Raw genomic sequence first — 21,851 nt, 5'->3', positions numbered from 1 at the left:
CAGACCAGAGCTCCGCAACGACCAGAACGTCATCCGCACGTCATGGGTGTACAACCGATAAACCACCGCAACCATCCCTCAATGATCAGGCACGTTGCGACGACCGCTCGAATCCGCCCATAGTCGGCTATGTATTTCCGCGCACATGCGCGTCAGCGCCCACTGGGAACAAATCCGAGAAACCCTCCGTTGTGCATTCCGACAGCCTTGAGTGGATGAGACTCAAGTCCGAGTTGACGAATCCAATATCGTCGAGGCAGACTTGAGCGAGGTTCGCTCAGCTAGGAATCATCCCAAGCTACAAACAGGAGGAAACACTATGGCTCGTGCGGTCGGTATCGACCTCGGGACCACCAACTCGGTCGTGTCCGTCCTCGAGGGCGGCGAGCCGGTTGTGGTCGCCAACGCCGAGGGATCACGCACCACCCCGTCGATCGTCGCTTTCGCCAAGAACGGCGAAGTGCTGGTCGGCCAGCCCGCGAAGAACCAGGCGGTCACCAACGTCGACCGCACCATCCGATCCGTGAAGCGCCACATCGGCACGGACTGGAACGTGGAGATCGACGGTAAGAATTACACTCCGCAGGAGATCAGCGCGCGCACGCTGCAGAAGCTCAAGCGCGACGCCGAGGCCTACCTGGGTGAGGAAATCACCGACGCGGTCATCACCGTGCCCGCCTACTTCGAGGACGCACAGCGTCAGGCCACCAAGGAAGCCGGCCAGGTCGCCGGCCTCAACGTCCTGCGTATCGTCAACGAGCCCACCGCGGCTGCACTCGCATACGGCCTGGACAAGGGCGACAGCGAGCAGACCATTCTGGTCTTCGACCTCGGTGGCGGCACGTTCGACGTCTCGCTGCTGGAAATCGGCGACGGCGTCGTCGAGGTCCGCGCGACGTCCGGCGACAACCACCTCGGTGGCGACGACTGGGACGAGCGCATCGTGACCTGGCTCGTCGACAAGTTCAAGGCTCAGAACGGCATCGATCTGACCAAGGACAAGATGGCCCTGCAGCGTCTGCGTGAGGCTGCCGAGAAGGCGAAGATCGAACTCTCCTCCGGGCAGAGCACCTCGATCAACCTTCCGTACATCACGGTCGACGCGGACAAGAACCCGCTCTTCCTCGACGAGCAGCTCAGCCGCTCCGAGTTCCAGAAGATCACCTCCGACCTGCTCGACCGCACCCGTGCGCCGTTCCAGGCAGTGGTCAAGGACTCCGGCATCGCCGTCAAGGACATCGATCACGTCGTGCTCGTCGGTGGTTCGACGCGTATGCCCGCCGTCTCCGAGCTGGTCAAGGAACTCTCCGGTGGACGTGAGCCCAACAAGGGCGTCAACCCGGACGAGGTCGTGGCCGTCGGTGCCGCACTTCAGGCCGGCGTGCTCAAGGGTGAGGTCAAGGACGTTCTGCTCCTCGACGTCACGCCGCTGTCCCTCGGCATCGAGACCAAGGGTGGCGTGATGACCAAGCTCATCGAGCGCAACACCACCATCCCGACGAAGCGATCCGAGACCTTCACCACCGCTGACGACAATCAGCCTTCGGTGCAGATCCAGGTCTTCCAGGGTGAGCGCGAGATCGCCTCGCACAACAAGCTCCTCGGCTCCTTCGAGCTGACCGAGCTGCCCCCGGCTCCTCGCGGCGTCCCGCAGATCGAGGTCACCTTCGACATCGACGCCAACGGCATCGTGCACGTCACGGCCAAGGACAAGGGCACCGGCAAGGAAAACACGATCAAGATCCAGGACGGCTCCGGCTTGTCCAAGGAAGAGATCGATCGCATGGTTGCCGACGCCGAGGCGCACGCGGAAGAGGACAAGGCTCGCCGCGAAGAGGCCGAGGTTCGCAACCAGGCCGAGTCCCTCGTGCACCAGACGGAGAAGTTCGTCAAGGACAACGAGGACAAGGTCGACGCCGAGCTCAAGGGCCGCGTCGAGTCCGCCATCGAAGAGGCCAAGACGGCTCTCGCAGGCAGCGACATCTCGGCAGTGAAGACCGCCGTGGAGAAGCTGTCCACCGAGTCGCAGGCACTCGGCACCGCCATCTACGAGGCGCAGGCCAAGGAGCAGGGCGGACCGGAAGGCACATCGCAGCCCGCTGACGACGGTGTCGTCGACGCAGAAGTTGTCGACGAGCCCGCCGACGACGCGGAGAAGAAGTGACCTCGGACAACACCGAGCAGGAACCGGTCACTTTCGTCGACAAGCGAAAGATCGATCCCGAGACCGGTGAACCACGGGAAGGCGACGCAGTACCGGAACCCCTGGCGGGTACCGGCGCTGCGCCGCAGCCCGGCTCGGTTCCAGAAGAAGGGGCGCACGACCTCGAAGTCGCCGCAGTCCAGGAGTTCGAGGATCCGCGTGACACGCAGGTCCTGGAGCTCACTGCCGATCTGCAGCGGGTATCGGCGGAGTACGCGAACTACCGGCGTCGCACCGATCGCGAAAAGCAGACCGGAGCGGAGAACGCGAAGGCGTCCGTCGTATCCCAGCTGCTCCCGGTGCTCGACGATCTCGAGCGCGCTCGCCAGCACGGTGACCTGGAGACAGGCCCGCTGAGGGCAGTGGCGGACAAGCTGGCCGGTGTTTTCACCAACATCGGTCTGTCCACTTTCGGCGCCATCGGCGACAAGTTCGACCCGGCTATCCACGAGGCCGTTTCCCACGAGGGCGACGGCAGCGAGCCGGTCGTCGGCGCGCTCATGCGGCCTGGGTACAAGCTCGGTGACCGCGTGTTGCGCACCGCAATGGTCGGCGTCGTGGACGCTGTCGAAGCACAACCGTCCGACGAGCAGTAAAAATAGAGTCAGCGCGAGGGGAGGGAACGCCCGGTGAGCCAGCGGGAGTGGATCGAGAAGGACTTCTACAAGGAGCTGGGCGTTTCTTCCAGCGCCACCACAGACGAAATCAACAAGGCCTACCGCAAGTTGGCGAGGGACAATCACCCCGATGCCAACCCGGGTAACGCCGCAGCAGAACAGCGTTTCAAGGCGATCAGCGAAGCCAAGTCGGTGCTGATCGACCCGGCCAAGCGCAAAGAGTACGACGAGGCCAGGCGGCTGTTCGCCTCCGGCGGGTTCGGCCGACAGGGCGGCGGATTCAGTCCGGGTGCCGGTGGATTCGGCGGCGGAGGCGGCCAGACCTTCGACGTCGGCGACATCTTCGGCGGTGCTGGTGCCGGAGCCGGTGCCGACGGCGGCATCGGAGACCTCTTCGGTGGATTGTTCAACCGCGGCGGCGGACCTCAGCAACGAACCACATCCAACCGTCCCCGGCGCGGCAGTGACGTCGAAACCGAAACCACGCTCGCTTTTCGTGAGGCCACGCAAGGCGTCACCGTTCCGCTTCGCCTGACGAGCCCGTCCTCGTGCACCACGTGCCACGGCAGCGGGGCAAAGCCCGGGACCAGTCCGCGTGTGTGTCCCAGGTGCAACGGCGCTGGCGTCGTCAATCGCAACCAGGGTGCGTTCGGATTCAGCGAGCCGTGCGACGACTGCCGCGGAAGCGGCTCCATCATCGATGATCCGTGCGCAGACTGCCGCGGTAGCGGTGTGCAGAACCGCACCCGCACCATCACTGTTCGCGTGCCTCCGGGAGTGTCCGACGGCCAGAAGATCAGGCTCGCCGGTCAAGGCGAAGCCGGTCTGCGCGGGGCGCCGTCGGGTGACCTCTACGTCACGGTCCGAGTCCGGCCGGACAAGGTGTTCGGACGCAGCGGCGACGATCTCACCGTCACCGTCCCGGTCAGCTACGGCGAACTGGTGCTCGGAACCACGCTCTCGATCCCGACGCTCGAAGGCCGGGTCGGAGTCAAGGTCCCGCCCGGCACCGTCGACGGCCGGGTCCTGCGCGTCCGCGGTCGCGGCGTACCGAAAAAGGCAGGTACCCCGGGTGACCTGATGGTCACCGTCAAGGTTGCCGTGCCGCAGAAGCTCGACGATCCCGCCACCGAGGCGCTGCGGGCATATCTGGAAGCCGAAAAGGCCAGTGGATTCGACCCGCGGGCGGGATGGGCTGGTGCATGATGACGGTGCCGCCTGGACCCACTCCTTCGCAGGGTGACCCGGACGCGCAGGTCTTCGTTATCTCCGTTGCCGCCCAACTCGCCGGAATGCACGCACAAACGCTGCGAACCTACGACCGCCTCGGCTTGGTCACCCCGCACCGCACCACCGGTGGCGGTCGACGGTATTCGCCGCGGGACGTCGCGTTGCTACGCGAAGTTCAGCGCCTCTCCCAGGACGAGGGCGTCAATCTCGCGGGCATCAAGCGCATCATCGAGCTGACCAATCAGGTCGAAGCGCTGCAGGCTCGGGTGTCCGAGCTCGCCCAGGAACTCGCCAACGTCCACGCCGGCTACCGGCGCGATCTCGTTCCCGTGCAGCGAAACGCACTCGTGGTGTGGAAGCCGCGGCACCAGCGCTGAGAAGTTCGTCCTCACTGTTCGCGCTGCTCGCTCAGGAGAATGGGCAGCCCGACCCTCGTCGGGACACGAAATTCGGTCTGATGTCGAGGTCCGGCGGATCGTAGAGCCGGTGGAACGTCGGGGTGATCGAGGAGGACATCGGGGGATTGATCCACGACCAATCCGTCGGGCACGATCTCCCAGCTTTGGCTTCACGCTCGACATGGTCGACGAACTGCTTGGCGACGGTGTGATGGTCGACCATGTATGCCCCCGACTCGCGGAAACTGTGGATGACCGCTCTGTTGAGCTCCACGAGGGCGCGGTCCTTCCACAGTGTGCGGTCCGAACTTCTGTCCAGCCGGAGTTTCTTGGCGATGGTCGGCAGCATGTCGTATCGATCGGTATCGCTGAAGTTCCTGGCTCCGACCTCGGTGTTGACGTACCACCCGTTGAACGGCGCACACGGGTAGCGAACCCCGCCGATCTCGAGATCCATGTCCGATACCGCGGGAACGGCATGCCACTTCAGGCCGAGATCGGCGAACCACCGGTAGTTCGGGTGCACCAGCGGCACCTCCAGCACCAGCTCGGACGGCACATCGAACAGTTGAACGGGCTCGTCGGGGGTGGAGATCATCAGCGGCAGCACGTCGAATGCGGTGCCCTCGCCCCGCCATCCCAGACTCTGCGCGAGCTCGGTGAGTTCGAGATGGGCGGGATCGCCGACAACGGTGCCGTCCGCGCCGCGATAGCCGGCGTACCGAATCAGCTGTGGGTTGAGGATGCGGTACTCACGACCGTCGGGGAGCGGCGGTGGCCCGACGGTGACGATGGACCGCAGTGCCCCGCCGTTCGTCGCGACCGTGAGATGTTCGAAGCACGCGTCGGCGATGTCCTGTGCGGACGTGGCATGGCGGGCGTCGATGAGCTCGAGGGTTCGCCAGTGCTTGCGGCCGACGCATCGAGCGTGGTTGCGCCACGCGAGTTTGGCGCCGATGAGTATCTCCTCGGCCGACTGCACGTATGTCCCGGTTCGGCGCATCTCTTTCAAGACGCTGGTTTTCCGCTCGGCCGGCAAGTGCGCCAATTCGGGCAGTTCGAAGAACTCACGGCACTCGCGCAGACGACGGGCCAAGTCCGTGTCGTTGCTGCCTGGATCCCCATTCCGTTTCTGCGCTGTTGCTTGTGTGTTCGCCCCGACAGCGACAGTCACGATTGGCCTACCCCGTTTCGATTGCACCCTTTTCGATCTCTATCGTCGCTGCGATAGTAGAGCCTCGACGAGTTGCTGGAAAGGCCCGAAACGCTATGCCTGCCATGCCAATTGATAGCACTCGGTCGGTTATCTCAGGTATTTTCGGCGATTGGATTGTTATGGCCGAAGAAACCGATTCGTACGTTCTCCTGCGATGAGTCGCATCGCTGCGGCTGGGCTAGACTTCGGCCAATCGCCGGTGATCTACGCAGGTCGAAGGCAGCGATCAGCAGTGGACACACGTATGCGCGGACTCGGAGAGGGGGCTAACAGGCCAATGGACAGTCGGACGATTTCACTCGTCAGAACAACTTTCAAGGCGGTAGCCGCCGTCGAGGGTGGGCCCGAGAAACTGACCCGGTCTTTCTACGCGATTCTGTTTGCGCGCAACCCCGAGGCGCGCGATCTTTTTCCTGCGTCGATGTCGCTGCAACGCGACAAACTTCTCACCGCAATCGCCTACGCAATCGATCAACTCGAAAACCTCGACCGGCTACTTCCGTTTCTTCAGCAACTGGGTCGTGACCACAGGAAATACGGGATCGTCGACGCTCACTACGCGGCCGTCGGCGACGCGTTGATCACCGCGTTGGAACAGTTCGCGGGCACCGAGATGTGGACCGAGGAAGTCGAGGGGGCCTGGCGCGAAGTGATCGGTGTGATGGCCACAACGATGATCGACGGCGCCAACGGGGACGACGGCCCGCCGGTGTGGATGGGTACCGTCGTAGAACACATACGGGTTCTCGATGACGTCTCGGTCGTCCGTCTCAAACTCGACGAGCCCATGGACTACGCAGCGGGCCAGTACGTCAGTGTCTCGGTCCCGAGCAGACCGCGGATGTGGCGCTACCTCTCGCCCGCGATACCGGCCAACTCGGCGGGTGAGATCGAATTTCACATCCGACGTGTCTCCGGCGGCTGGGTCAGTCCGTCTGTCGTGGCCAACACCGCCGTGGGTGACCGCTGGAGTGTCGGATCCCCGTTGGGTTCGATGACGCGGCACACCGCGCGGGGCCGGGATCGGCTGCTGATCGCGTCGGGAACCGGCATTGCCCCGTTGCGCGCGCAGGTGATGGAGATGGCAGCACGCACCGACAATCCTCGCGTGAGCGTCTTCTACGGCGGGAAATATCCCTGCGATCTCTATGACATGGCGACGCTGCAGCACATCGCGGCAACCAACCCGTGGCTGTCCATCGTCGGTGTCGTCGAGGATGACACCGACCCGTGGTGGACCGACGGATCGCGGTACAGCCAATTCTCCGGCGCGATACCGCCGACGGTCGGGAAACTCGGCACGGTTGTCGTTGATCACGGCCCGTGGGACAACCACGACATCGCGATCGTCGGCTCTCCGTCGATGATCAACACGACCAAATTTCGACTGCAGGGCGCTGGGGTCGACATGTCGACGATCAGTTACGACCCCTGGTGATTGCGGCTCCGCCGCCCGTGTGTGCGTAGGTACCGCCGCAGGTACCTACGCACACACGGGTGCGGCCTACGCTGGACCCATGCTGACGTGGAATGCCGAGGTGGTTCAGTACCACCGACTCCGCAACGACCTGGCGGTGATCAGACTCGTCGGCGACGGCATCCCGTTCGCCGCCGGCCAATCGCTCGAGGTGACCGTCCCGCAGAACGCGCGGCTGACGCGTCGGTACTCCCCGGCGTTGCCGCCCTCACTGGATGGGAAGCTCGAGTTTCATGTTCGGGCCGTCCCGGCGGGCTGGGTGAGCGGGTCGATCGTCAACGAGACCAGGCCCGGCGACGTGTGGAAGCTGACCGACCCCAAGGGCTCGCTCGCCATCGACGATTCCGGACGCGAGGTCGTCATGATTGCCGGCGGTACCGGTCTTGCGCCGATGCGCGCACTCATCCTCGATCTGGCGCACCGCGCGACAACGCCGCCACCGGTGACTCTGTATGTCGGGGGCCGATCGCCGCGTGACCTCTATGCCGCCGATCTGCTGTGGATCCTCGCCTCGGAGCTTCCCTGGCTGACGGTCATTCCCGTGGTAGACCAGTTGAAGGATCCGTGGGCACCCGATCGGTGGAACGACACCATTCGCGCCGAAACGGCGGAGGCGCCGATCTTCGGTCCCGAACACTGCTGGGAGGGGAGCCTCGCCGACGTGATGAGCGTGCAGGAGCCGTTCGGCGATCATCAGGTGCTGGTGTGCGGTTCCCCGGGTATGGAGGCGGCCACCGTCTCGGCGTTGATCGGCAACGGCACCCCTGCAGCGGCGATCAGGCGCTGATCACCCGTCCCCGCGCGCAGGCAGAGCACGGGAACGACGAGTCGCTCCAGCCCTCCCGAACCAGCACTGCCCTGACCTCTTCGAACACCGCGCACGGTGTTCGGGTGACCTCCTCCCATCCGTAGACCAACCTGGGGCGCCCGGCGAGCTCGGCGGCATTGTCGCGCCGTCGATCGCGGAATTTCACAGCGTTCGCCGAGTGGAACCGCGCGCCATCCAAACGCACTATGAGCGGCACTCCATGCTTGCAGTAGTCGACGTCCTCGAAAAGGACACGGCCGTCGACGATCACCGGCCCTTGCCGCGCTCCGGTAGGAAGGCCGTGGGCGGCCTCGACGTCGAGAACATACCGATGTTCGAGTGCTGACTGCACGCCGTCGGTGAGAAGCCCTACGGTGTCGACGATCGCCTTCTTGTAGCGCCATGGCGGCCGCTGTTCGAGGCGGCGACGGACCTCCTGGATCGAAATCCTCGCGTTGGTTGTCGCTTGAACGAGTTCGATCATGCCCTCCCGCGCGGTATCGGCGGCGGTGGCGAGATCGATCGCGGTATCGGCTCGCGATGTCAGCGGGAACCCTGCGTCGACGCGGATGTGCCGGATGGCCCTCGATCGATGAACGATGACGCCGGGGTGGATGATCGTGTGCGCCGAGGCGGTCGCGCGCGGCGAGTTGATACGTCGGGTCGGGGCCTGATCGACCGCCGAGCGCCCGAACGGCACCGTGATGTGTACCGGTCTGGGCTCGGCGGGTGCAGACTTGATGTTCCAGTGCACGGCCGCGGTCTCGTGGCTGAGGATGGCGGATCCGCCGCCGTAGACGAGTGCGGCACTGTGCATCATCGGCACAGTCAGCGGACCATTGGTGACCGATACGACGCCATACAACACCGGCAGCCACTGCCCGCTTGCGATGCGATGGTGGGTGATGCGTCTGGTGTACCCGTATCGCCGCAGTTGGTCGGCGCGCACAATGCCGAGTTGTTCGTCGAGCAGTCGCTGCCAGTCCTGGTCGTGTTCCATGCGCCGATGGTGGCACCTGGCATCGTCCGACACGCCCGAGATTTCCTCGGCCTGTGGACAACCTGCCCCCACCTGTGTGTGGGTAGGTACCGCGGGCGGTAACTACCCACACACGGGCGCGCAGCGCATCATCGCCCCTCGAACGACGGCTTTCGCTTCTCCGCGAACGCTCGGGGGCCTTCCTTGGCGTCGTGGCTCTTGAACACTGCGACACCGAGTTCGGCGTCGATCTGGAACGCCGCCTCCTCATGCATGCCTTCGGTATCGCGGATCGTGCGCAGGATGGCCTGGACGGCGAGGGGGCCGTTCGCGGCGATCATCTCCGCCAGTTCCAGCGCTTTGGTCAGTGCTTGCCCGTCGGGTACGACGTGGCCGATGAGCCCGATCTCTTTGGCCTCGGCGGCGCGAATGTGCCTGCCGGTCAACAGGATGTCGGCGGCGATGGTGTACGGAATCTGGCGGACCAGTCGCACGGCCGACCCGCCGAGCGGAAAGAGGCCCCACTTGGCCTCGGAGACACCGAATTTGGCGCTCTCGCCGGCAACTCGAATGTCGGTGCCCTGCAGAATCTCGGTGCCGCCCGCGATGGCTGGTCCTTCGACGGCTGCGATCAGGGGCTTGGTGAGCCTGCGGCCCTTGAGCAACGCCTCGATCTTCGACATGTCCCAGCCGCCGGAGCTGAAGCTGTCGCCCGGATGGGTGGACGTCATGGCTTTGAGATCGGCTCCGGCGCAGAACGCGCCACCCGCGCCGGTGAGGATGGCCACGCGGATGTCGGGATCGCTGTCGACCCTGTCCCAGGCGTCGCGCATGATCGCCATCATCTCGCCCGACAGGGCGTTGCGTGCTTCGGGCCTGTTCATCGTCACGATCAGTACGTGACCGCGCTTCTCGACGAGTGCGTGGGCGGTGGCTGAAGCGGCGGTGGATGACGGGGTGGTGGATGACGGGGCGGTGGATGACACTGTCGGTTCTCCCACTGGTCTGTGACCTGAGTCTCGATTTGCCTATTGTCAAAAACGATAACACGTTCTATTTTTGTGTCGTGGCCCTCAATATCGCAGACCTCGTGGAACATGCTGTCGACCTGGTTCCGGACCGGGTCGCCCTGGTGTGTGGGGATCGTGAGATCACCTACGCGCAGATGGAAGACCGGACCAACAGATTAGCCCATTACCTGCAGAAACAGGGGGTGAAACCGGGTGACAAAGTAGGCGTTTACAGCCGCAACGGCATCGAGACCATCGAGTCGATGATCGCTGTGTTCAAGCTGCGTGCGGTGGTGGTGAACGTCAACTATCGATACATAGAGAACGAGTTGCAGTACATCTTCCAAAATTCGGACATGGTCGCGCTGATTCACGAGGCGCGCTACTCCGATAAGGTCGCTGCGGTCTTGCCCACCTGCCCCTTGCTGAAGACGACCATCGTGATCGGCGACGCGGCGGACGGCCAGGTCTCCTACGACGAAGCCCTCGAACAATCCTCACCCGAGCGCGACTTCGGCGAACGCAGCGGTGACGACATCTACATGCTCTACACCGGCGGAACCACCGGCAGCCCCAAGGGCGTGATGTGGCGTCACGAGGACGTCTGGCGCGTACTCGGCGGCGGCATCAACTTCATGACCGGCGAATATCTCGAGGACGAGTGGGATCTCGCAAAGCTGGGCGCCGAAAATCCCGTCATGACGCGTATGCCGATCCCGCCGATGATTCATGGTGGCGCGCAGTGGGCGACGTTCCAGTCTCTGTTCGGCGGCGGAAAGACGGTGCTGCACCCAGACTTCGACGGCCACACGATCTGGCAGTTGGTGGACAAGCACGGCATCAACCTCATCTTCATCACCGGCGACGCCATGGCTCGGCCCATGCTCGACGCCCTCATCGAGGGTGGGCCCGACGGCAAACCCTACGATCTGTCGACGCTGTATCTGATGGCCAGTAGTGCGGCACTGTTCTCGCCGAGCATCAAGGAGAAGTTCCTCGAACTGCTGCCCAACCGGATGTTGACCGATTCGATCGGCTCGTCCGAAACGGGGTTCGGCGGCCTGAGCGTGGTCACCAAGGGCGCCGAACACACCGGTGGACCCCGAGTGAAGATCGACGCGTCGACTTCTGTGTTGGGCGAGGACGGCCATCCGGTCGAACCCGGTTCAGGCCAGAAGGGACTGCTGGCCCGACGCGGACACATTCCCGTCGGTTACTACAAGGACGAGGCCAAGACCGCGGCCACCTTCAAGGAGATCCACGGCGTTCGGTACTCCATACCCGGTGACTATGCGCAGGTCGAAGAGGACGGCACCGTCACGATGCTCGGACGCGGTTCGGTATCGATCAACACCGGCGGCGAGAAGGTGTTCCCGGAGGAGGTCGAGGGCGCGCTGAAATCGCATCCCGAAGTGTTCGACGCAATCGTCGTGGGAGTCCCCGACGAGAGGCTCGGTCACATGGTTGCTGCTGTCGTTCAGGCACGGGGCGAGGAACGCCCATCGCTCGCCGATCTCGATGCGTGCGCACGCAAGGAGATCGCCGGTTACAAGGTCCCCAGGGCCGTGTGGTTCGTCGACGAGATCAAACGGTCGCCGGCGGGCAAGCCCGACTACCGCTGGGCGGTGCAGCAGACCGAGCTGCGACCGGCTGACGAAACCAACAACGCGCACCTCGCGCAGCGCAGATAAGGACAACGAATGCGGACAGATCTGTGCGAGAAGTTCGGCGTGCAATACCCGGTCTTCGGCTTCACCCCATCCGAGCACGTCGCCGCCGCGATCAGCAGGGCGGGCGGGCTGGGTGTGCTCGGGTGTGTGAGATTCAACGACCCCGAGGAGCTCGACGCCGTCCTGACCTGGATGGACGCCAACACCGACGGCAAACCGTACGGCGTGGACATCGTCATGCCGGCGAAGATCCCCACCGAGGGCGCCTCGGTCGACCTGAACGAGCTCATTCCGGCCGAGCATCGAGCATTCATCGACCGCACCCTCGACGAGTTGGGCGTCGCCCCGCTCGGTGCCGATCAGGCGCGCAACGAGGGGGTGCTGGGTTGGCTGCATTCGGTGGCGAGATCGCACGTCGACGTCGCTCTGCGTCACCCGATCAAGCTCGTCGCGAACGCCCTCGGTTCGCCGCCGAACGATGTGGTCGAGCAGGCGCACGAACACGGAGTGCCGGTTGCGGCGTTGGCCGGCACCGCGGAGCATGCGCGTCGGCACGTGCGCAACGGTGTCGACATCGTCATCGCACAGGGATACGAGGCCGGTGGTCACACTGGTGAGATCGCGTCGATGGTGCTTCTCCCGGAGATCGTCGACGCCGTCGGCGACGAGGCAGGTGTGCTGGCGGCCGGCGGAATCGGCAGCGGCCGTCAGGTCGCAGCTGCGTTGGCGCTCGGCGCGCACGGGGTGTGGATGGGTTCGACGTGGCTGACCGCAGCCGAATACCGGCTGGGAGCCAGGCACGAGGGCAAGCCGTCGGCGATGCAGGAAGCGCTGTTGACGGCTACGTCGAGTGACACTGTTCGCACCCGTATCTATTCGGGGAAGCCGGCGAGGCTGTTGAAGACCAAGTGGACCGATGCGTGGGATCGACCGGAAGCTCCCGATCCGCTCCCGATGCCACTGCAGAACATCCTGGTCAGCGAGGCGCATCAACGCATCAACAACGCAGAGAACCCGGACGTGGTGGCCATGCCGGTGGGCCAGATCGTGGGTCGAATGAACGAGATCCGGCCCGTCGCGGACATCGTCGCGGAACTTGTTTCCGGATACGACGAGGCCGTCAGCCGGCTCGTCGAGCAGCGCTGAGGCTCAGCTGACGCGGGTCGCGGCCTCGGCCTCGGCCGCGTCCGCGGAGCTTGCGCCGTTGTTGACCGGCAGCATCCGCGAGCGGACGGGCGAGAACAGGTAGCGCAGCGAGTAACGCTGCCGGGCGGGATCGTAGGGGCGGTAGACGGCGAAGACGAGAATGTGCCACCACCAGTGCAGCCGAAGGGCTTTGCGCCTCTGCTCGGTCATCGCATCGTGTAGCTCGAATGTCTCGATACCGCACTGGATGTACTCCGAGAACTGCGACGGCGGTGTCAACGCGCGACGCGGTGATACGTCGACATTCATCTCCGTCAGCTGTGCGAGAGCGATGTGCGCCTCGCCCAGGCACAGTGCGAGGTCGAGGTCCTCATGAATCCGGGCGTCGGTGCTCACTCGGTGTTCGATCTCTCGCCACGCGGCCCGTCGGATGGCCATGTTCGCGCCGTGCAAGTTGGTCACCGGCCGCTCGCCGCCCACGGTGCCCTTCCTCAGTTGTCGACCGAACCACCAAGCCTTGAGGCTGCGGACCGGGGAGTCGTACGGCAGATTCAACCCGGTTACGCCGCCGACGTGGGCGCCGTCGGTGGATAGGAAGTCCAGCACGGCCCGAGCCCAGCCAGGTCGGACGCGGGTGTCGGCGTCGATACGTCCGAGGACGTATCCGCTCGCGGCACGGAACCCGGCGTTGCGCGCGTGCGCGACGCCTGGGGTGCGTTCGAGGAGCAGGGTGATCTTGGGGTTCGACTTCATGTACCCCCGGACGACGGCTGCCGTGCGGTCGGTGGAGTTGTTGTCCACGACGATGATCTCGTGCAGGTCGTCGGTCTGCGCGGCCAGCGCGTCGAGGCACGGGCCGATGAACGCCTCTTCGTTGTGGCACGGGATGACGACGGACAGTGTCTCGGCGCGGGTCACGAAAGCAGGCACGTTCGCCGACGCTATCGCATGTGGCACACTGCGTCGAATCGAAATGTATTGTGTATCAATTGTTTTGAATGATTCACCGGTTCTTCGGCGGTTCGCAAGGTGTGGGCCCCGTTTACGGCGAAGAAGAAATAAGAGAGTCGGTTTACCTCGGCCCGACGTGGCCGACGCCCCGATTGGCGGATTTCCAGCACCGGTGCCCACTAAGCTGGCTCTCGATCGAGTGCACCTACCGAATGGAGACGAGCAGTGGCTTCCGTGATCGCAGTGGGCGACCTGGTGCAGGCGACCGGTCACGCCGGGCCATGGAAGGTGCTCGAGATTCGGCAGGGCCTAGCGCTGCTCGAGCACCACGCAGGGCACCGCCTGTCGGTGCGCACCACCACCCTGTCCGTGGTGCGCAAGGGCTCGCCCGCGCAGGCCGTCGAGCCGGTGGCCGCCGAGCCCGAGTCGCCCACGCTTTTCGACTGACGACTTGGCTCAGATCTTTTCGTTCCTCGAGCGTTCCACCAGGCCGAGGCCGAATCGTTCGATCTCGCGGACGGCGAGGCTGCTGTTGCCGCCGACGGTCAGAGACGGACGGCGTAGTAGGTGCTCGCCGCCGACGGGGATGCTGACCATTTCCGCCAGCTTCTGCAGCCACCGAACGGGTCGGTAGGACGAGGGGACGTGGTCCGCGAGCAGAAGCATTCCGCCCGGACGTAGCACGCGCACCATTTCGGCGAGTGCGATGTCGGGCTCAGGAATGGCGCAGAGGGAGAAGGTGCAGACGACGGTGTCGAAGGAGGCGTCGGCGAATTCCAGCTCGTGTGCGTTGCCGAGCCGCAGGTCGGCATCAGGCCTGACGATCTGGGCTTTCGCGGTGGCCCGCGACAGCATCTCCTCGCTGAGCTCGATGCCTGTCAGTTCTACCTGCGGCGGATAGTGATCCAGATTGAGTCCGGTGCCGATGGCAACTTCGAGAACTTGGCCACTGGCGCGGGAGCACACCCACGATCGAGTGTCTCGGAAGAGCACCCGATCGAGCAAGGTCATGTGCTTGTCGTAGCTGGCTGCCTGCTTGTTCCAGTAGCGGTGCCACCGGTCCAGGTGTTGGTGGGACTCGGCTGACATTTCCTCGCCTTTCATGGTCGAGCGCAGGTTGCGCTGGAACGCATTCCCAACTTACGCATCATCAGGCTGGCGGGACACCATCCGACCGCTGCGTACAGCAGAAGGTTGCCGCCGACGAACGCCGTCAGGACCTGCCATCGAGGATCGTGGAGCATCCCGAGGGCCAGGCTGGCGAGGACGACGGTACCTGCCATTGCGGGAACGGTCCGTTCGATAGTGGGACCGCTGGTGTGCGCGGTGGATGTCATCTGTGGATTCTCACTTCGTTGTGGTGTGGACGGGATTGTTCAGCGGGCGGAGAACATCCTCGAGAAGAATCCGCCGGATTTGGGTTCGTTCTGGTGTCCCTGGCATCGATTGCTCTTGGGGACGCCGCGCATGACCTGGTCGACGTGGTTACCGCAGCCCGCCCAGGTGGTCTTTCCGCACTTCCTGCAATTCACTGCCCTACACATACTGCTCCCAACGGTGTCGAATGGTTCGATCCCCGACTATACCCCATGGGGTATCTGAAAAACAGCGGTCGACGCCGGCTAGCCCTGCACGCCGCAGGTTGCGTCGGTGCAGTCGCGTTTGCGCCACCGATAGGCCACGGCCCCGGCCAGCATGGTCAGTGACACGCCGGCGAGGATGGGTTGAATCGGCGCCCACAGTCCCAGCGCGCCCGATGTCCCCACTGCGAGAAGTACGAGTTTGTTGCAGACCGGGCATCCGACTGCGAAGAAGGTGAGCACCACTCCGAGCGCGGCCGGGGTTCCGGTGCGCTCGGACTGTGCAGGTTTGTCGATGCCGAACCACACCGCAGTCAGCAGTGCGGTGGCCAGTAGCACCGGAAGTTCCCACGCCCGCACGGGAACCTCGCGACCGAACAGTGGAGTGTCGATGATGTCCGTGGGAACACCCACCACGAGCACGGTGATCACCGCTGCAGCTGCCCCGCGGGATATCCGCGCCACCCATTGGTTCGGTCCACTGAAGCGGTTCGGTCCACTGAGGCCGGCGGCGGCAATCTCGCTGCGATCCTCGGTATCGGTTCCGACATGGCCGGGCGTGGTGGGCGAAGGCATGTGCAGGGTTCTCCTACGAGTCGTAGTTGTGTTGGGGCGGTCGACTCTGCGAGGGTATACCCGCATGGGTATCGATGCCACTGGCGTCGAGCAACGAAAGGCATTGCATGACATCGACTTCTCGATCACATCGCCGTAGAGACCTATGGCTTCTGGGTACCGCAGTGCTGGTCGCCGCGGTGCTCGTAGGTGTTCTGCTGACGGGTATGCGAGACGGCGATCGATCGCAAGCGGTTTCAGGCGAGGGCTCCACCGCAGCCCCCGAGATCGGACCCCTGGGAGATATGGCGCGTCGCACCGTCGATGATCCGATGGCGCTCGGTGCGGCCGACGCACCCGTGGTGATGATTGCATTCTCGGACTTTCGATGCCCGTTCTGCGCCAAGTTCAGTCGAGAAACGGAACCGGAACTGATCGACCGATATGTCGACGGCGGCACGCTCCGGATAGAGTGGCGCGACCTTCCGATCTTCGGGCAACAATCGTTCGACGCGGCTCGCGCCGGTCGTGCTGCAGCTGCCCAAGACAGATTCTGGGAGTTCACCCACGCCGTCTACGCCGACGCCCCCGCGACCGGGCATGCCGACCTCACCATCGAGGTGCTCGAAACCTATGCCGCACAGGCCGGAATCGAGGACATCGCACGCTTTACTGCCGATGCGACCGGAACCGAGTTCGATGCCGCGATCACCGCTGACTCCACCGAGGCGCAATCGCTGGGTATTCCTGCAACGCCTGCGTTTTCGGTCAACGGAGATCCGGTGCTCGGAGCGCAACCGTTGTCGGAATTCGTCCACCTGATCGATACCGCCGCCGGGGTTTGAACGCTGATGTCGCAGATCGGACTACTCGGAGCGTTCTTCGGCGGGCTACTGGCGTTGGTCAGCCCCTGTTCCGCATTGCTATTGCCCTCGTTCTTCGCATACGCCTTCGGTGGGGCCGGTAAGCTCGCCGGCCGCACGGGCGTGTTCTACCTCGGTCTTGCTGCCGTGTTGGTTCCCCTCGGAGCCGGCGTCGGAGCGATAGGTTCGGCCCTGACCCAGTACCGCGAGGTCACCACCATGATCGGCGGAGTGGTCATCATCGCGCTCGGGGCGATGGTCATCCTCGGCCACGGCTTCGCCCTCGGCTCCGCACAGCGCGCGGCCGCGCGCATCGACATCTCCTCCGTCGGATCGGTGTTCGCGCTCGGAGCCGTGTACGGACTCGCGGGCTTCTGCTCCGGGCCGCTCCTCGGTGCCGTGCTGACGGTGGCGGTGGCAGGCGGACAGGCTCTCTACGGCGGCATCCTGATGGCGCTCTATGCCGCGGGGATGGTGGTCCCGCTGTTCGTGCTTGCGCTGGTGTGGGACAGATTCTCGCTCGGATCTCGAACATGGTTGCGCGGCAGGGAGATCAGCATCGGACCGCTTCGCACGCACACCACATCGCTGATCTCTGGTTTGTTCTTCATCGCCATCGGCGTGATGTTCCTGCTCACCGAGGGAACCGCGAACCTCGGCGGGGTGATGGGCGTCGACAGTCAGTATTCGCTGCAGTTGTGGGTCAGTGACATCGCTGATTCGGTGTCCAATGTCGTGGTCCTGCTCGTCGGAACCATGGCGGTCATCTCTGTGCTGGTCTTCCGCCTCGTGCGCAAACGCGATGCTGTGACCGCAGACGATGACGAAGATGCGTTGAAAGCTTGACCACCTGGGGGGTCGAAGCGGACCCTGGGGTGATGACGACCACCGAGGAACATCACATCGATGCTGTGCGGGACCGACTGGACGCAGCGTTCCCGGACGTTCCGCGCCGCGTGATCGAGGACGCGATCGCCGCCGAGCTCGCCCGATTCGAAGGTCGCAGGGTCCGCGACTTCGTACCACTGCTGGTCGAGCGCAACGCACGCGAATCGATCCGCTCCACCGGAGCTCGCGCATCCGACGAGGAAGACACAGCAGAGGACGACACGGCATCGGCTCCCGCCCAGTAGCGCCGCAGGTGCGCGGCCTAGCCGAGTGACAAGTCGAGATCCGCTCTCGCCTGGCACGTGAGAATCACGAATGCGGCATCCGGCCCAGGGGAGAAGTAGACGGGATCGCTGGTGTTCCAGCGTTGACGCTGCAACTCCCGCGCCAGAACTTTGTGGCTGGCCGTTCGGGGAAGATCGGTGCACACACGTACCAACTGCGGGTAGGCGCGCGGCGCCAGGTCCGGTTGCGCGGCGAGGAACTCGGCAAGACCGTCCATGACGGATTCCGGAGCGAGAATCGCGGCCATGACGCGGTCGCCGGGGCCGGGCGCCGGTACACCGAATACGCTCACCGCTTCGATCGCGTGATGGCGCAGTAGTATTCGTTCGATGGGAGCCGCACCGAGATTCTCCCCTCCCACGCGCAGCCACCCGGAGGTCCGCCCCGCGAAGTAGGCGAACCCGTTTTCGTCGCGGTAAGCCAGGTCGCCGCTGAAATACATGCCGCCTCGCATGCGTTCGGTATCGGCTCGTTCGTCCTCGTAGTATCCGCAGAACATGCCTGGGCCGGAGGTGTTGACAAGCTCGCCGACGGCATCCTGCTCGTTGATCACGCCGCCGCGATCATCGAACCGAGCTGCAGGGCAGACGTTTCCCTCGACATCGAGGATCTGCACCGCGTCCGGGAGCGGGCCAAGGGCGTTCGGCGGAGTATCAGGGGTGCGGGCAATGGAGACGCCGCCCTCCGAGGATCCGAAACCGTCGACGACGGTCACCGCGAACCTCGACGCGAAGCGGTTCGCCGCGCCCGGGGTCGCCTCGTTGCCGTAGACCACACGCAGCGGGTTGTCGTCATCGTCGTCTCGGGCGGGTGTCGCCAAGATGTAGGAGAGAGGCGTCCCGACGTAATTGGCGTACGTCGCGCCGAACGCGCGCACGTCGGGCAGGAAGCCGGATGCGGAGAAGGTGCGCCGCAGTGCGAGATTCGCACCGGCCGCGAGTGCGACGGCCCATCCGGCCATGATGGCGTTGGAATGGAACAGCGGCATCGAGACGTAGACCGTGTCGTCCTTACCGAGACCGAATCGATCGGCGAGCATATTCCCCGGAGTCACGACCTTGGTGTGGGTGCAGCGCACAGCCTTCGGATCTCCGCTCGTTCCGGAGGTGAACACGAGCATGAACAGCTCGCTCGCAGACGGCCGAACGGGCAGGCTTTCGCTGCGGCCCGACTCCTCTTGCCAGGAAACGGCGGTGACGTCGATGGCTCCGGTGACGACGTGGACGTGCTCGGAGTCGGTGAAGACGAGCTGGCAGTGAGTGCGTGCGGCGTCTGCTGCGAGGTCCGGGGCCGAGCGCGTCGAGTTGAGTCCCACCACGACGAACCCGCCGAGCGCCGCGGCGCCCAGCAGATACGAGTACTCCGGCACATTGGCCAACAACACCCCGACGTGTCGCGGCAACGCGCCGTCCAACATCTCGTCTATACAGGCGGCCCAGTGGCGCGAGATTCGCACGTGCTCGGCCCAGCTCACCCGACGATCCTCGAACAGCAGCGACGTCGCGGTGTCGTGCTCCCTGGCCAGCAGCAGATCCGCGACGGTTTCCGCCGCTTCGGCGCGTGTCACGATTACGCGCTGGCGAGTGCGGAGCCCAGGCGTCGCAGCGCAGCGGTGGCTCCCCCGTACGCGAACTCCGCGCGCTTGGCAGCGAGGAAGTACCGGTGAACAGGGTGGTCGCGGTCCAGACCGACGCCCCCGTGCACGTGCACGAGCGTGTGCGCGACGCGGTGGCCGGCCTCGGCTGCCCAGAACTTCGCGACAGCGACTTCCTCGTCGCCGTCCAAACCTGCCGACAGTGCCCACGCCGCCTGCCACATCGTCAGCCGGGCGCCCTTGACGTCGATGTACGCATCGGCCAGACGTTGGGCGACAGCCTGAAAGCTGCCGATGGGTTTGCCGAACTGCACCCGCTCGCGCGCGTACTCGGCTGTGACACGAAGCGCTTCCTCGAGGACACCGACCTGGTAGGCGCAGGTTCCGAGGGTGACTCGCATGCGTACCCATCGGGCGAGATCGGCGCTCTCGATGGTTCGGCTGGAGTCGAACGCAGTCGAATCGAATTCGACCATGCCGATGCTGCGGTTGTCGACGGCCTGCTGCGTGGTAACCGTGACGCCCGGGTCCGTGGATTTCAGCAGAACCGCACCGCTCTCGCGGGCGAGGAGAATCCCGTCGGCGACCGGTGCGCTGTCGACGGAGGTGAGTGCCGTAGCGGGGCGCAGGGGAGAGTCGTCGAGCGCCACCGTGAGGATCGACGCGCCGGTGGTTGCCGCTCTCGCCCACTGCAGTTGTTGTTCGGGCGAACCGAACTCGGCGATTGCGCCAGCAGCGGTGGTGCTCGCGACGAACGGGACCGCGGCGAGGCCACGGCCCAACTCGATGGTGATGGACGTCGCTTCGAGAATGCCGTAACCGTCGCCGCCGATGGACTCCGGCGCAGCCGCGGCGAGCAACCCGGCCTGCGCCAGCGCGTCCCACAGCGGCCGGTCGATATCGGACGGGTTCGAATCGAGCCGCCGTTGCGCCTCACCGGTACTGTGCTTGGCGACGATGTCGCCGGTGAGACCGGCCAGATCGCGTTGGGCTTCCGTCGTCGTGAAATCCATTGCCGTTCCTTGTATTTGTTGGCCTGGTGTGTGTCAGCGTGGTGTTTGTCAGCGCGCCGAGGCGGGCAGTCCGAGTGCGGTCATGGCGATGATGTCGCGCTGCACCTCGTTGGTGCCGCCGCCGAAGGTGAGGATCAACGACGATCGGTGCAGGCGTTCGAGCCGTCCGTGTAGCTGAGCCCCGGGGGAGCCCTGACGCAGTGTTGCCGCGTCGCCCAGGATTTCCATCAGCGCGCGGTACGCCTCGGTGGCGAGTTCGGTGCCGTAGACCTTGTTGGCGGACGCGTCGGCTGGGCCGGGTGCGTGGGTCTCCGCCGAGGCGATCTCCCAGTTGAGTAGCTGGAGGTAGGAGACCTTGGCGTGCACGCGGGCCAGAGCCATCTGGACCCATTCCTGGTCGATGACGCGGGTGCCGTCCGGCAGCGTGGTGTCGTGCGCCCATCGCTTGGTCTCGTGCAGTGACGCCACCAGCGGCCCGGCGGTGGTGAGCGCGACGCGTTCGTGGTTGAGCTGGTTGGTGATCAGCGACCAGCCGCGGTTCTCCTCGCCGACAAGTGCACTCGTGGGCACCCGCACGTCTTGGTAGTAGGTCGCGCTGGTATCGGGGCCGGCCATCGTGTGGACCGGGGTCCAGGAGAAGCCGTCGGCGTCGGTGGGGACGATCAGCATGCTGATCCCGCGGTGCTTCTTCCCGCCGGGTTGGAGAGTCGACGAGTCGGTGCGGCAGGCCAGCCAGACGTAGTCGGCGTACTGGATCAGGGAAGTCCACATCTTCTGGCCGTTGATGACGAACTCGTCCCCGTCGCGGCGTGCCGTGGTGCGCAGGGCGGCGAGGTCGGTGCCTGCCTCGGGCTCGGAGTAGCCGATGGAGAAGTGGAGTTCGCCGGCCGCGATGCGGGGCAGGAAGAACGACTTCTGTTCCTGCGTTCCGAAGGCCATGATCGTCGGGGCCACGCTGTTGATGGTCAGGAACGGTACCGGTGCACCAGCTGTGGCGGCCTCGTCGGTGAAGATGAGTTGCTCCATCGCCGAGCGGTTCTGGCCACCGAACTCCTCGGGCCAGCCGAGGGCGAGCCATCCGTCTTTGCCCATCTGCTGCACGACGTCGCGGTAGACCGATCCCTCGCCGTACTCGCCCGAGGTAGAGCTCAGTGCCTCGCGACGCTCCGGGGTGATGAGGGTGGCGAAGTAGGCGCGCAGTTCGTCCTGCAATGCGGCCTGCTCCGGGGTGTACGTGATGTGCATTCGACGCCTCATTTCTGCAACACGTTCTCGTTCTGTCGAATCATTGCATATTTGGATGGAACAGGTTCTAGGCTTGGCTGCAATCTGGGCGGCTTGGCCCACATGAGAGCGAGGAGTCGAACA

22 protein-coding genes are annotated in these 21,851 nt (G+C 64.7%); 12 read left to right on the top strand and 10 right to left on the bottom strand.

What is annotated here, in order from left to right; genetic code table 11:
• Window positions 1-319 precede the first annotated feature (319 nt).
• The 4 genes from dnaK to KVY23_RS20450 are packed head-to-tail and all read left to right on the top strand — an operon-like array spanning window position 320 to window position 4,427.
• Window positions 320-2,164, top strand: a complete 1,845-nt coding sequence (gene dnaK / locus KVY23_RS20465) for a molecular chaperone DnaK (RefSeq protein ID WP_230558012.1) — start codon at window positions 320-322, stop codon at window positions 2,162-2,164.
• The gene (gene grpE / locus KVY23_RS20460; protein WP_230558011.1) at window positions 2,161-2,799 is read left to right on the top strand and encodes a nucleotide exchange factor GrpE; all 639 of its coding nucleotides are present in this window, start codon (window positions 2,161-2,163) and stop codon (window positions 2,797-2,799) included. Before dnaK ends, grpE begins: the two co-directional genes overlap by 4 nt.
• Window positions 2,800-2,832: 33 nt before the next feature.
• The gene (gene dnaJ / locus KVY23_RS20455; protein WP_230558010.1) at window positions 2,833-4,026 is read left to right on the top strand and encodes a molecular chaperone DnaJ; all 1,194 of its coding nucleotides are present in this window, start codon (window positions 2,833-2,835) and stop codon (window positions 4,024-4,026) included.
• The gene (locus KVY23_RS20450) at window positions 4,026-4,427 is read left to right on the top strand and encodes a heat shock protein transcriptional repressor HspR (protein ID WP_139318345.1); all 402 of its coding nucleotides are present in this window, start codon (window positions 4,026-4,028) and stop codon (window positions 4,425-4,427) included. Before dnaJ ends, KVY23_RS20450 begins: the two co-directional genes overlap by 1 nt.
• A gap of 31 nt (window positions 4,428-4,458) precedes the next feature.
• Here KVY23_RS20450 and KVY23_RS20445 read toward each other — a convergent pair whose 3' ends face one another.
• Window positions 4,459-5,622 (bottom strand): nitric oxide synthase oxygenase, encoded by a 1,164-nt coding sequence (locus tag KVY23_RS20445; RefSeq protein WP_374108749.1) that lies wholly within the window; start codon window positions 5,620-5,622, stop codon window positions 4,459-4,461.
• Between the two features lie 319 nt (window positions 5,623-5,941).
• On the opposite strand from KVY23_RS20445, the gene KVY23_RS20440 reads away from it, so the two are divergent.
• Both KVY23_RS20440 and KVY23_RS20435 read left to right on the top strand, forming a co-directional pair.
• Window positions 5,942-7,102, top strand: coding sequence for a globin domain-containing protein (locus KVY23_RS20440; protein WP_230558009.1), 1,161 nt, complete (start codon window positions 5,942-5,944; stop codon window positions 7,100-7,102).
• Between the two features lie 79 nt (window positions 7,103-7,181).
• Window positions 7,182-7,928 (top strand): FAD-binding oxidoreductase, encoded by a 747-nt coding sequence (locus tag KVY23_RS20435; protein WP_230558008.1) that lies wholly within the window; start codon window positions 7,182-7,184, stop codon window positions 7,926-7,928.
• Here KVY23_RS20435 and KVY23_RS20430 read toward each other — a convergent pair.
• Both KVY23_RS20430 and KVY23_RS20425 read right to left on the bottom strand, forming a co-directional pair.
• Window positions 7,918-8,949 carry a hypothetical protein gene (locus KVY23_RS20430; RefSeq protein WP_230558007.1) on the bottom strand — a complete coding sequence of 344 codons (1,032 nt, stop codon included), beginning with the start codon at window positions 8,947-8,949 and terminating at the stop codon, window positions 7,918-7,920. The two genes, KVY23_RS20435 and KVY23_RS20430, sit on opposite strands and share 11 nt — an antisense overlap.
• Before the next feature lie 128 nt (window positions 8,950-9,077).
• Window positions 9,078-9,812, bottom strand: coding sequence for a crotonase/enoyl-CoA hydratase family protein (locus KVY23_RS20425; RefSeq protein WP_230558014.1), 735 nt, complete (start codon window positions 9,810-9,812; stop codon window positions 9,078-9,080).
• 182 nt (window positions 9,813-9,994) lie between these two features.
• On the opposite strand from KVY23_RS20425, the gene KVY23_RS20420 reads away from it, so the two are divergent.
• Together KVY23_RS20420 and KVY23_RS20415 are read left to right on the top strand one after the other, a co-directional pair.
• Window positions 9,995-11,629 carry an acyl-CoA synthetase gene (locus KVY23_RS20420; RefSeq protein WP_206510565.1) on the top strand — a complete coding sequence of 545 codons (1,635 nt, stop codon included), beginning with the start codon at window positions 9,995-9,997 and terminating at the stop codon, window positions 11,627-11,629.
• Window positions 11,630-11,638: 9 nt separating this feature from the next.
• Window positions 11,639-12,754: a nitronate monooxygenase family protein gene (locus KVY23_RS20415; protein WP_230558006.1), complete on the top strand. Its 1,116-nt coding sequence runs from the start codon at window positions 11,639-11,641 to the stop codon at window positions 12,752-12,754.
• Window positions 12,755-12,757: 3 nt separating this feature from the next.
• Here KVY23_RS20415 and KVY23_RS20410 read toward each other — a convergent pair whose 3' ends face one another.
• A complete protein-coding gene (locus KVY23_RS20410; RefSeq protein WP_230558005.1) occupies window positions 12,758-13,684 on the bottom strand; it encodes a glycosyltransferase family 2 protein in 927 nt (308 codons plus the stop codon).
• Between the two features lie 246 nt (window positions 13,685-13,930).
• Between KVY23_RS20410 and KVY23_RS20405 the strand changes: the two genes are divergently transcribed.
• Entirely contained in the window at window positions 13,931-14,152 is a 222-nt protein-coding gene (locus KVY23_RS20405) for a hypothetical protein (RefSeq protein ID WP_075840950.1), read from the top strand.
• Between the two features lie 9 nt (window positions 14,153-14,161).
• Here the strand turns inward: KVY23_RS20405 and KVY23_RS20400 are convergent, their stop codons facing one another.
• The 3 genes from KVY23_RS20400 to KVY23_RS20390 all read right to left on the bottom strand — a co-directional run bounded on the left by KVY23_RS20400 (window position 14,162) and on the right by KVY23_RS20390 (window position 15,861).
• On the bottom strand, window positions 14,162-14,794 hold the full coding sequence (locus tag KVY23_RS20400) for a class I SAM-dependent methyltransferase (RefSeq protein ID WP_075841080.1): 633 nt from the start codon (window positions 14,792-14,794) through the stop codon (window positions 14,162-14,164).
• 11 nt (window positions 14,795-14,805) lie between these two features.
• The gene (locus KVY23_RS20395) at window positions 14,806-15,042 is read right to left on the bottom strand and encodes a DUF2892 domain-containing protein (RefSeq protein WP_075840951.1); all 237 of its coding nucleotides are present in this window, start codon (window positions 15,040-15,042) and stop codon (window positions 14,806-14,808) included.
• 285 nt (window positions 15,043-15,327) lie between these two features.
• The gene (locus tag KVY23_RS20390; protein ID WP_230558004.1) at window positions 15,328-15,861 is read right to left on the bottom strand and encodes a hypothetical protein; all 534 of its coding nucleotides are present in this window, start codon (window positions 15,859-15,861) and stop codon (window positions 15,328-15,330) included.
• Window positions 15,862-15,968: 107 nt separating this feature from the next.
• Here KVY23_RS20390 and KVY23_RS20385 point away from each other — a divergent pair, with 107 nt between their 5' ends.
• Genes KVY23_RS20385 through KVY23_RS20375 form a run of 3 tightly spaced genes read left to right on the top strand, consistent with a single transcriptional unit; the run spans window position 15,969 to window position 17,836 of the window.
• Complete coding sequence (locus tag KVY23_RS20385) at window positions 15,969-16,685, top strand: thioredoxin domain-containing protein (RefSeq protein WP_230558003.1); 717 nt, start codon at window positions 15,969-15,971, stop codon at window positions 16,683-16,685.
• Between the two features lie 6 nt (window positions 16,686-16,691).
• Window positions 16,692-17,549, top strand: coding sequence for a cytochrome c biogenesis CcdA family protein (locus KVY23_RS20380; protein WP_230558002.1), 858 nt, complete (start codon window positions 16,692-16,694; stop codon window positions 17,547-17,549).
• Between the two features lie 32 nt (window positions 17,550-17,581).
• Window positions 17,582-17,836: a three-helix bundle dimerization domain-containing protein gene (locus KVY23_RS20375; RefSeq protein ID WP_230558001.1), complete on the top strand. Its 255-nt coding sequence runs from the start codon at window positions 17,582-17,584 to the stop codon at window positions 17,834-17,836.
• 17 nt (window positions 17,837-17,853) lie between these two features.
• Here the strand turns inward: KVY23_RS20375 and KVY23_RS20370 are convergent, their stop codons facing one another.
• Genes KVY23_RS20370 through KVY23_RS20360 form a run of 3 tightly spaced genes read right to left on the bottom strand, consistent with a single transcriptional unit; the run spans window position 17,854 to window position 21,728 of the window.
• Window positions 17,854-19,443, bottom strand: a complete 1,590-nt coding sequence (locus tag KVY23_RS20370) for an AMP-binding protein (protein WP_230558000.1) — start codon at window positions 19,441-19,443, stop codon at window positions 17,854-17,856.
• Between the two features lie 2 nt (window positions 19,444-19,445).
• A complete protein-coding gene (locus KVY23_RS20365) occupies window positions 19,446-20,483 on the bottom strand; it encodes an acyl-CoA dehydrogenase family protein (RefSeq protein WP_206510570.1) in 1,038 nt (345 codons plus the stop codon).
• Between the two features lie 48 nt (window positions 20,484-20,531).
• Window positions 20,532-21,728: an acyl-CoA dehydrogenase family protein gene (locus KVY23_RS20360; RefSeq protein ID WP_230557999.1), complete on the bottom strand. Its 1,197-nt coding sequence runs from the start codon at window positions 21,726-21,728 to the stop codon at window positions 20,532-20,534.
• Window positions 21,729-21,851 lie beyond the last annotated feature (123 nt).

It is taken from the genome of Rhodococcus sp. I2R, assembly GCF_020889545.1.
Taxonomy (GTDB): Bacteria; Actinomycetota; Actinomycetes; order Mycobacteriales; family Mycobacteriaceae; genus Rhodococcoides.
This window is presented reverse-complemented; position numbering and strand designations above follow the sequence as displayed.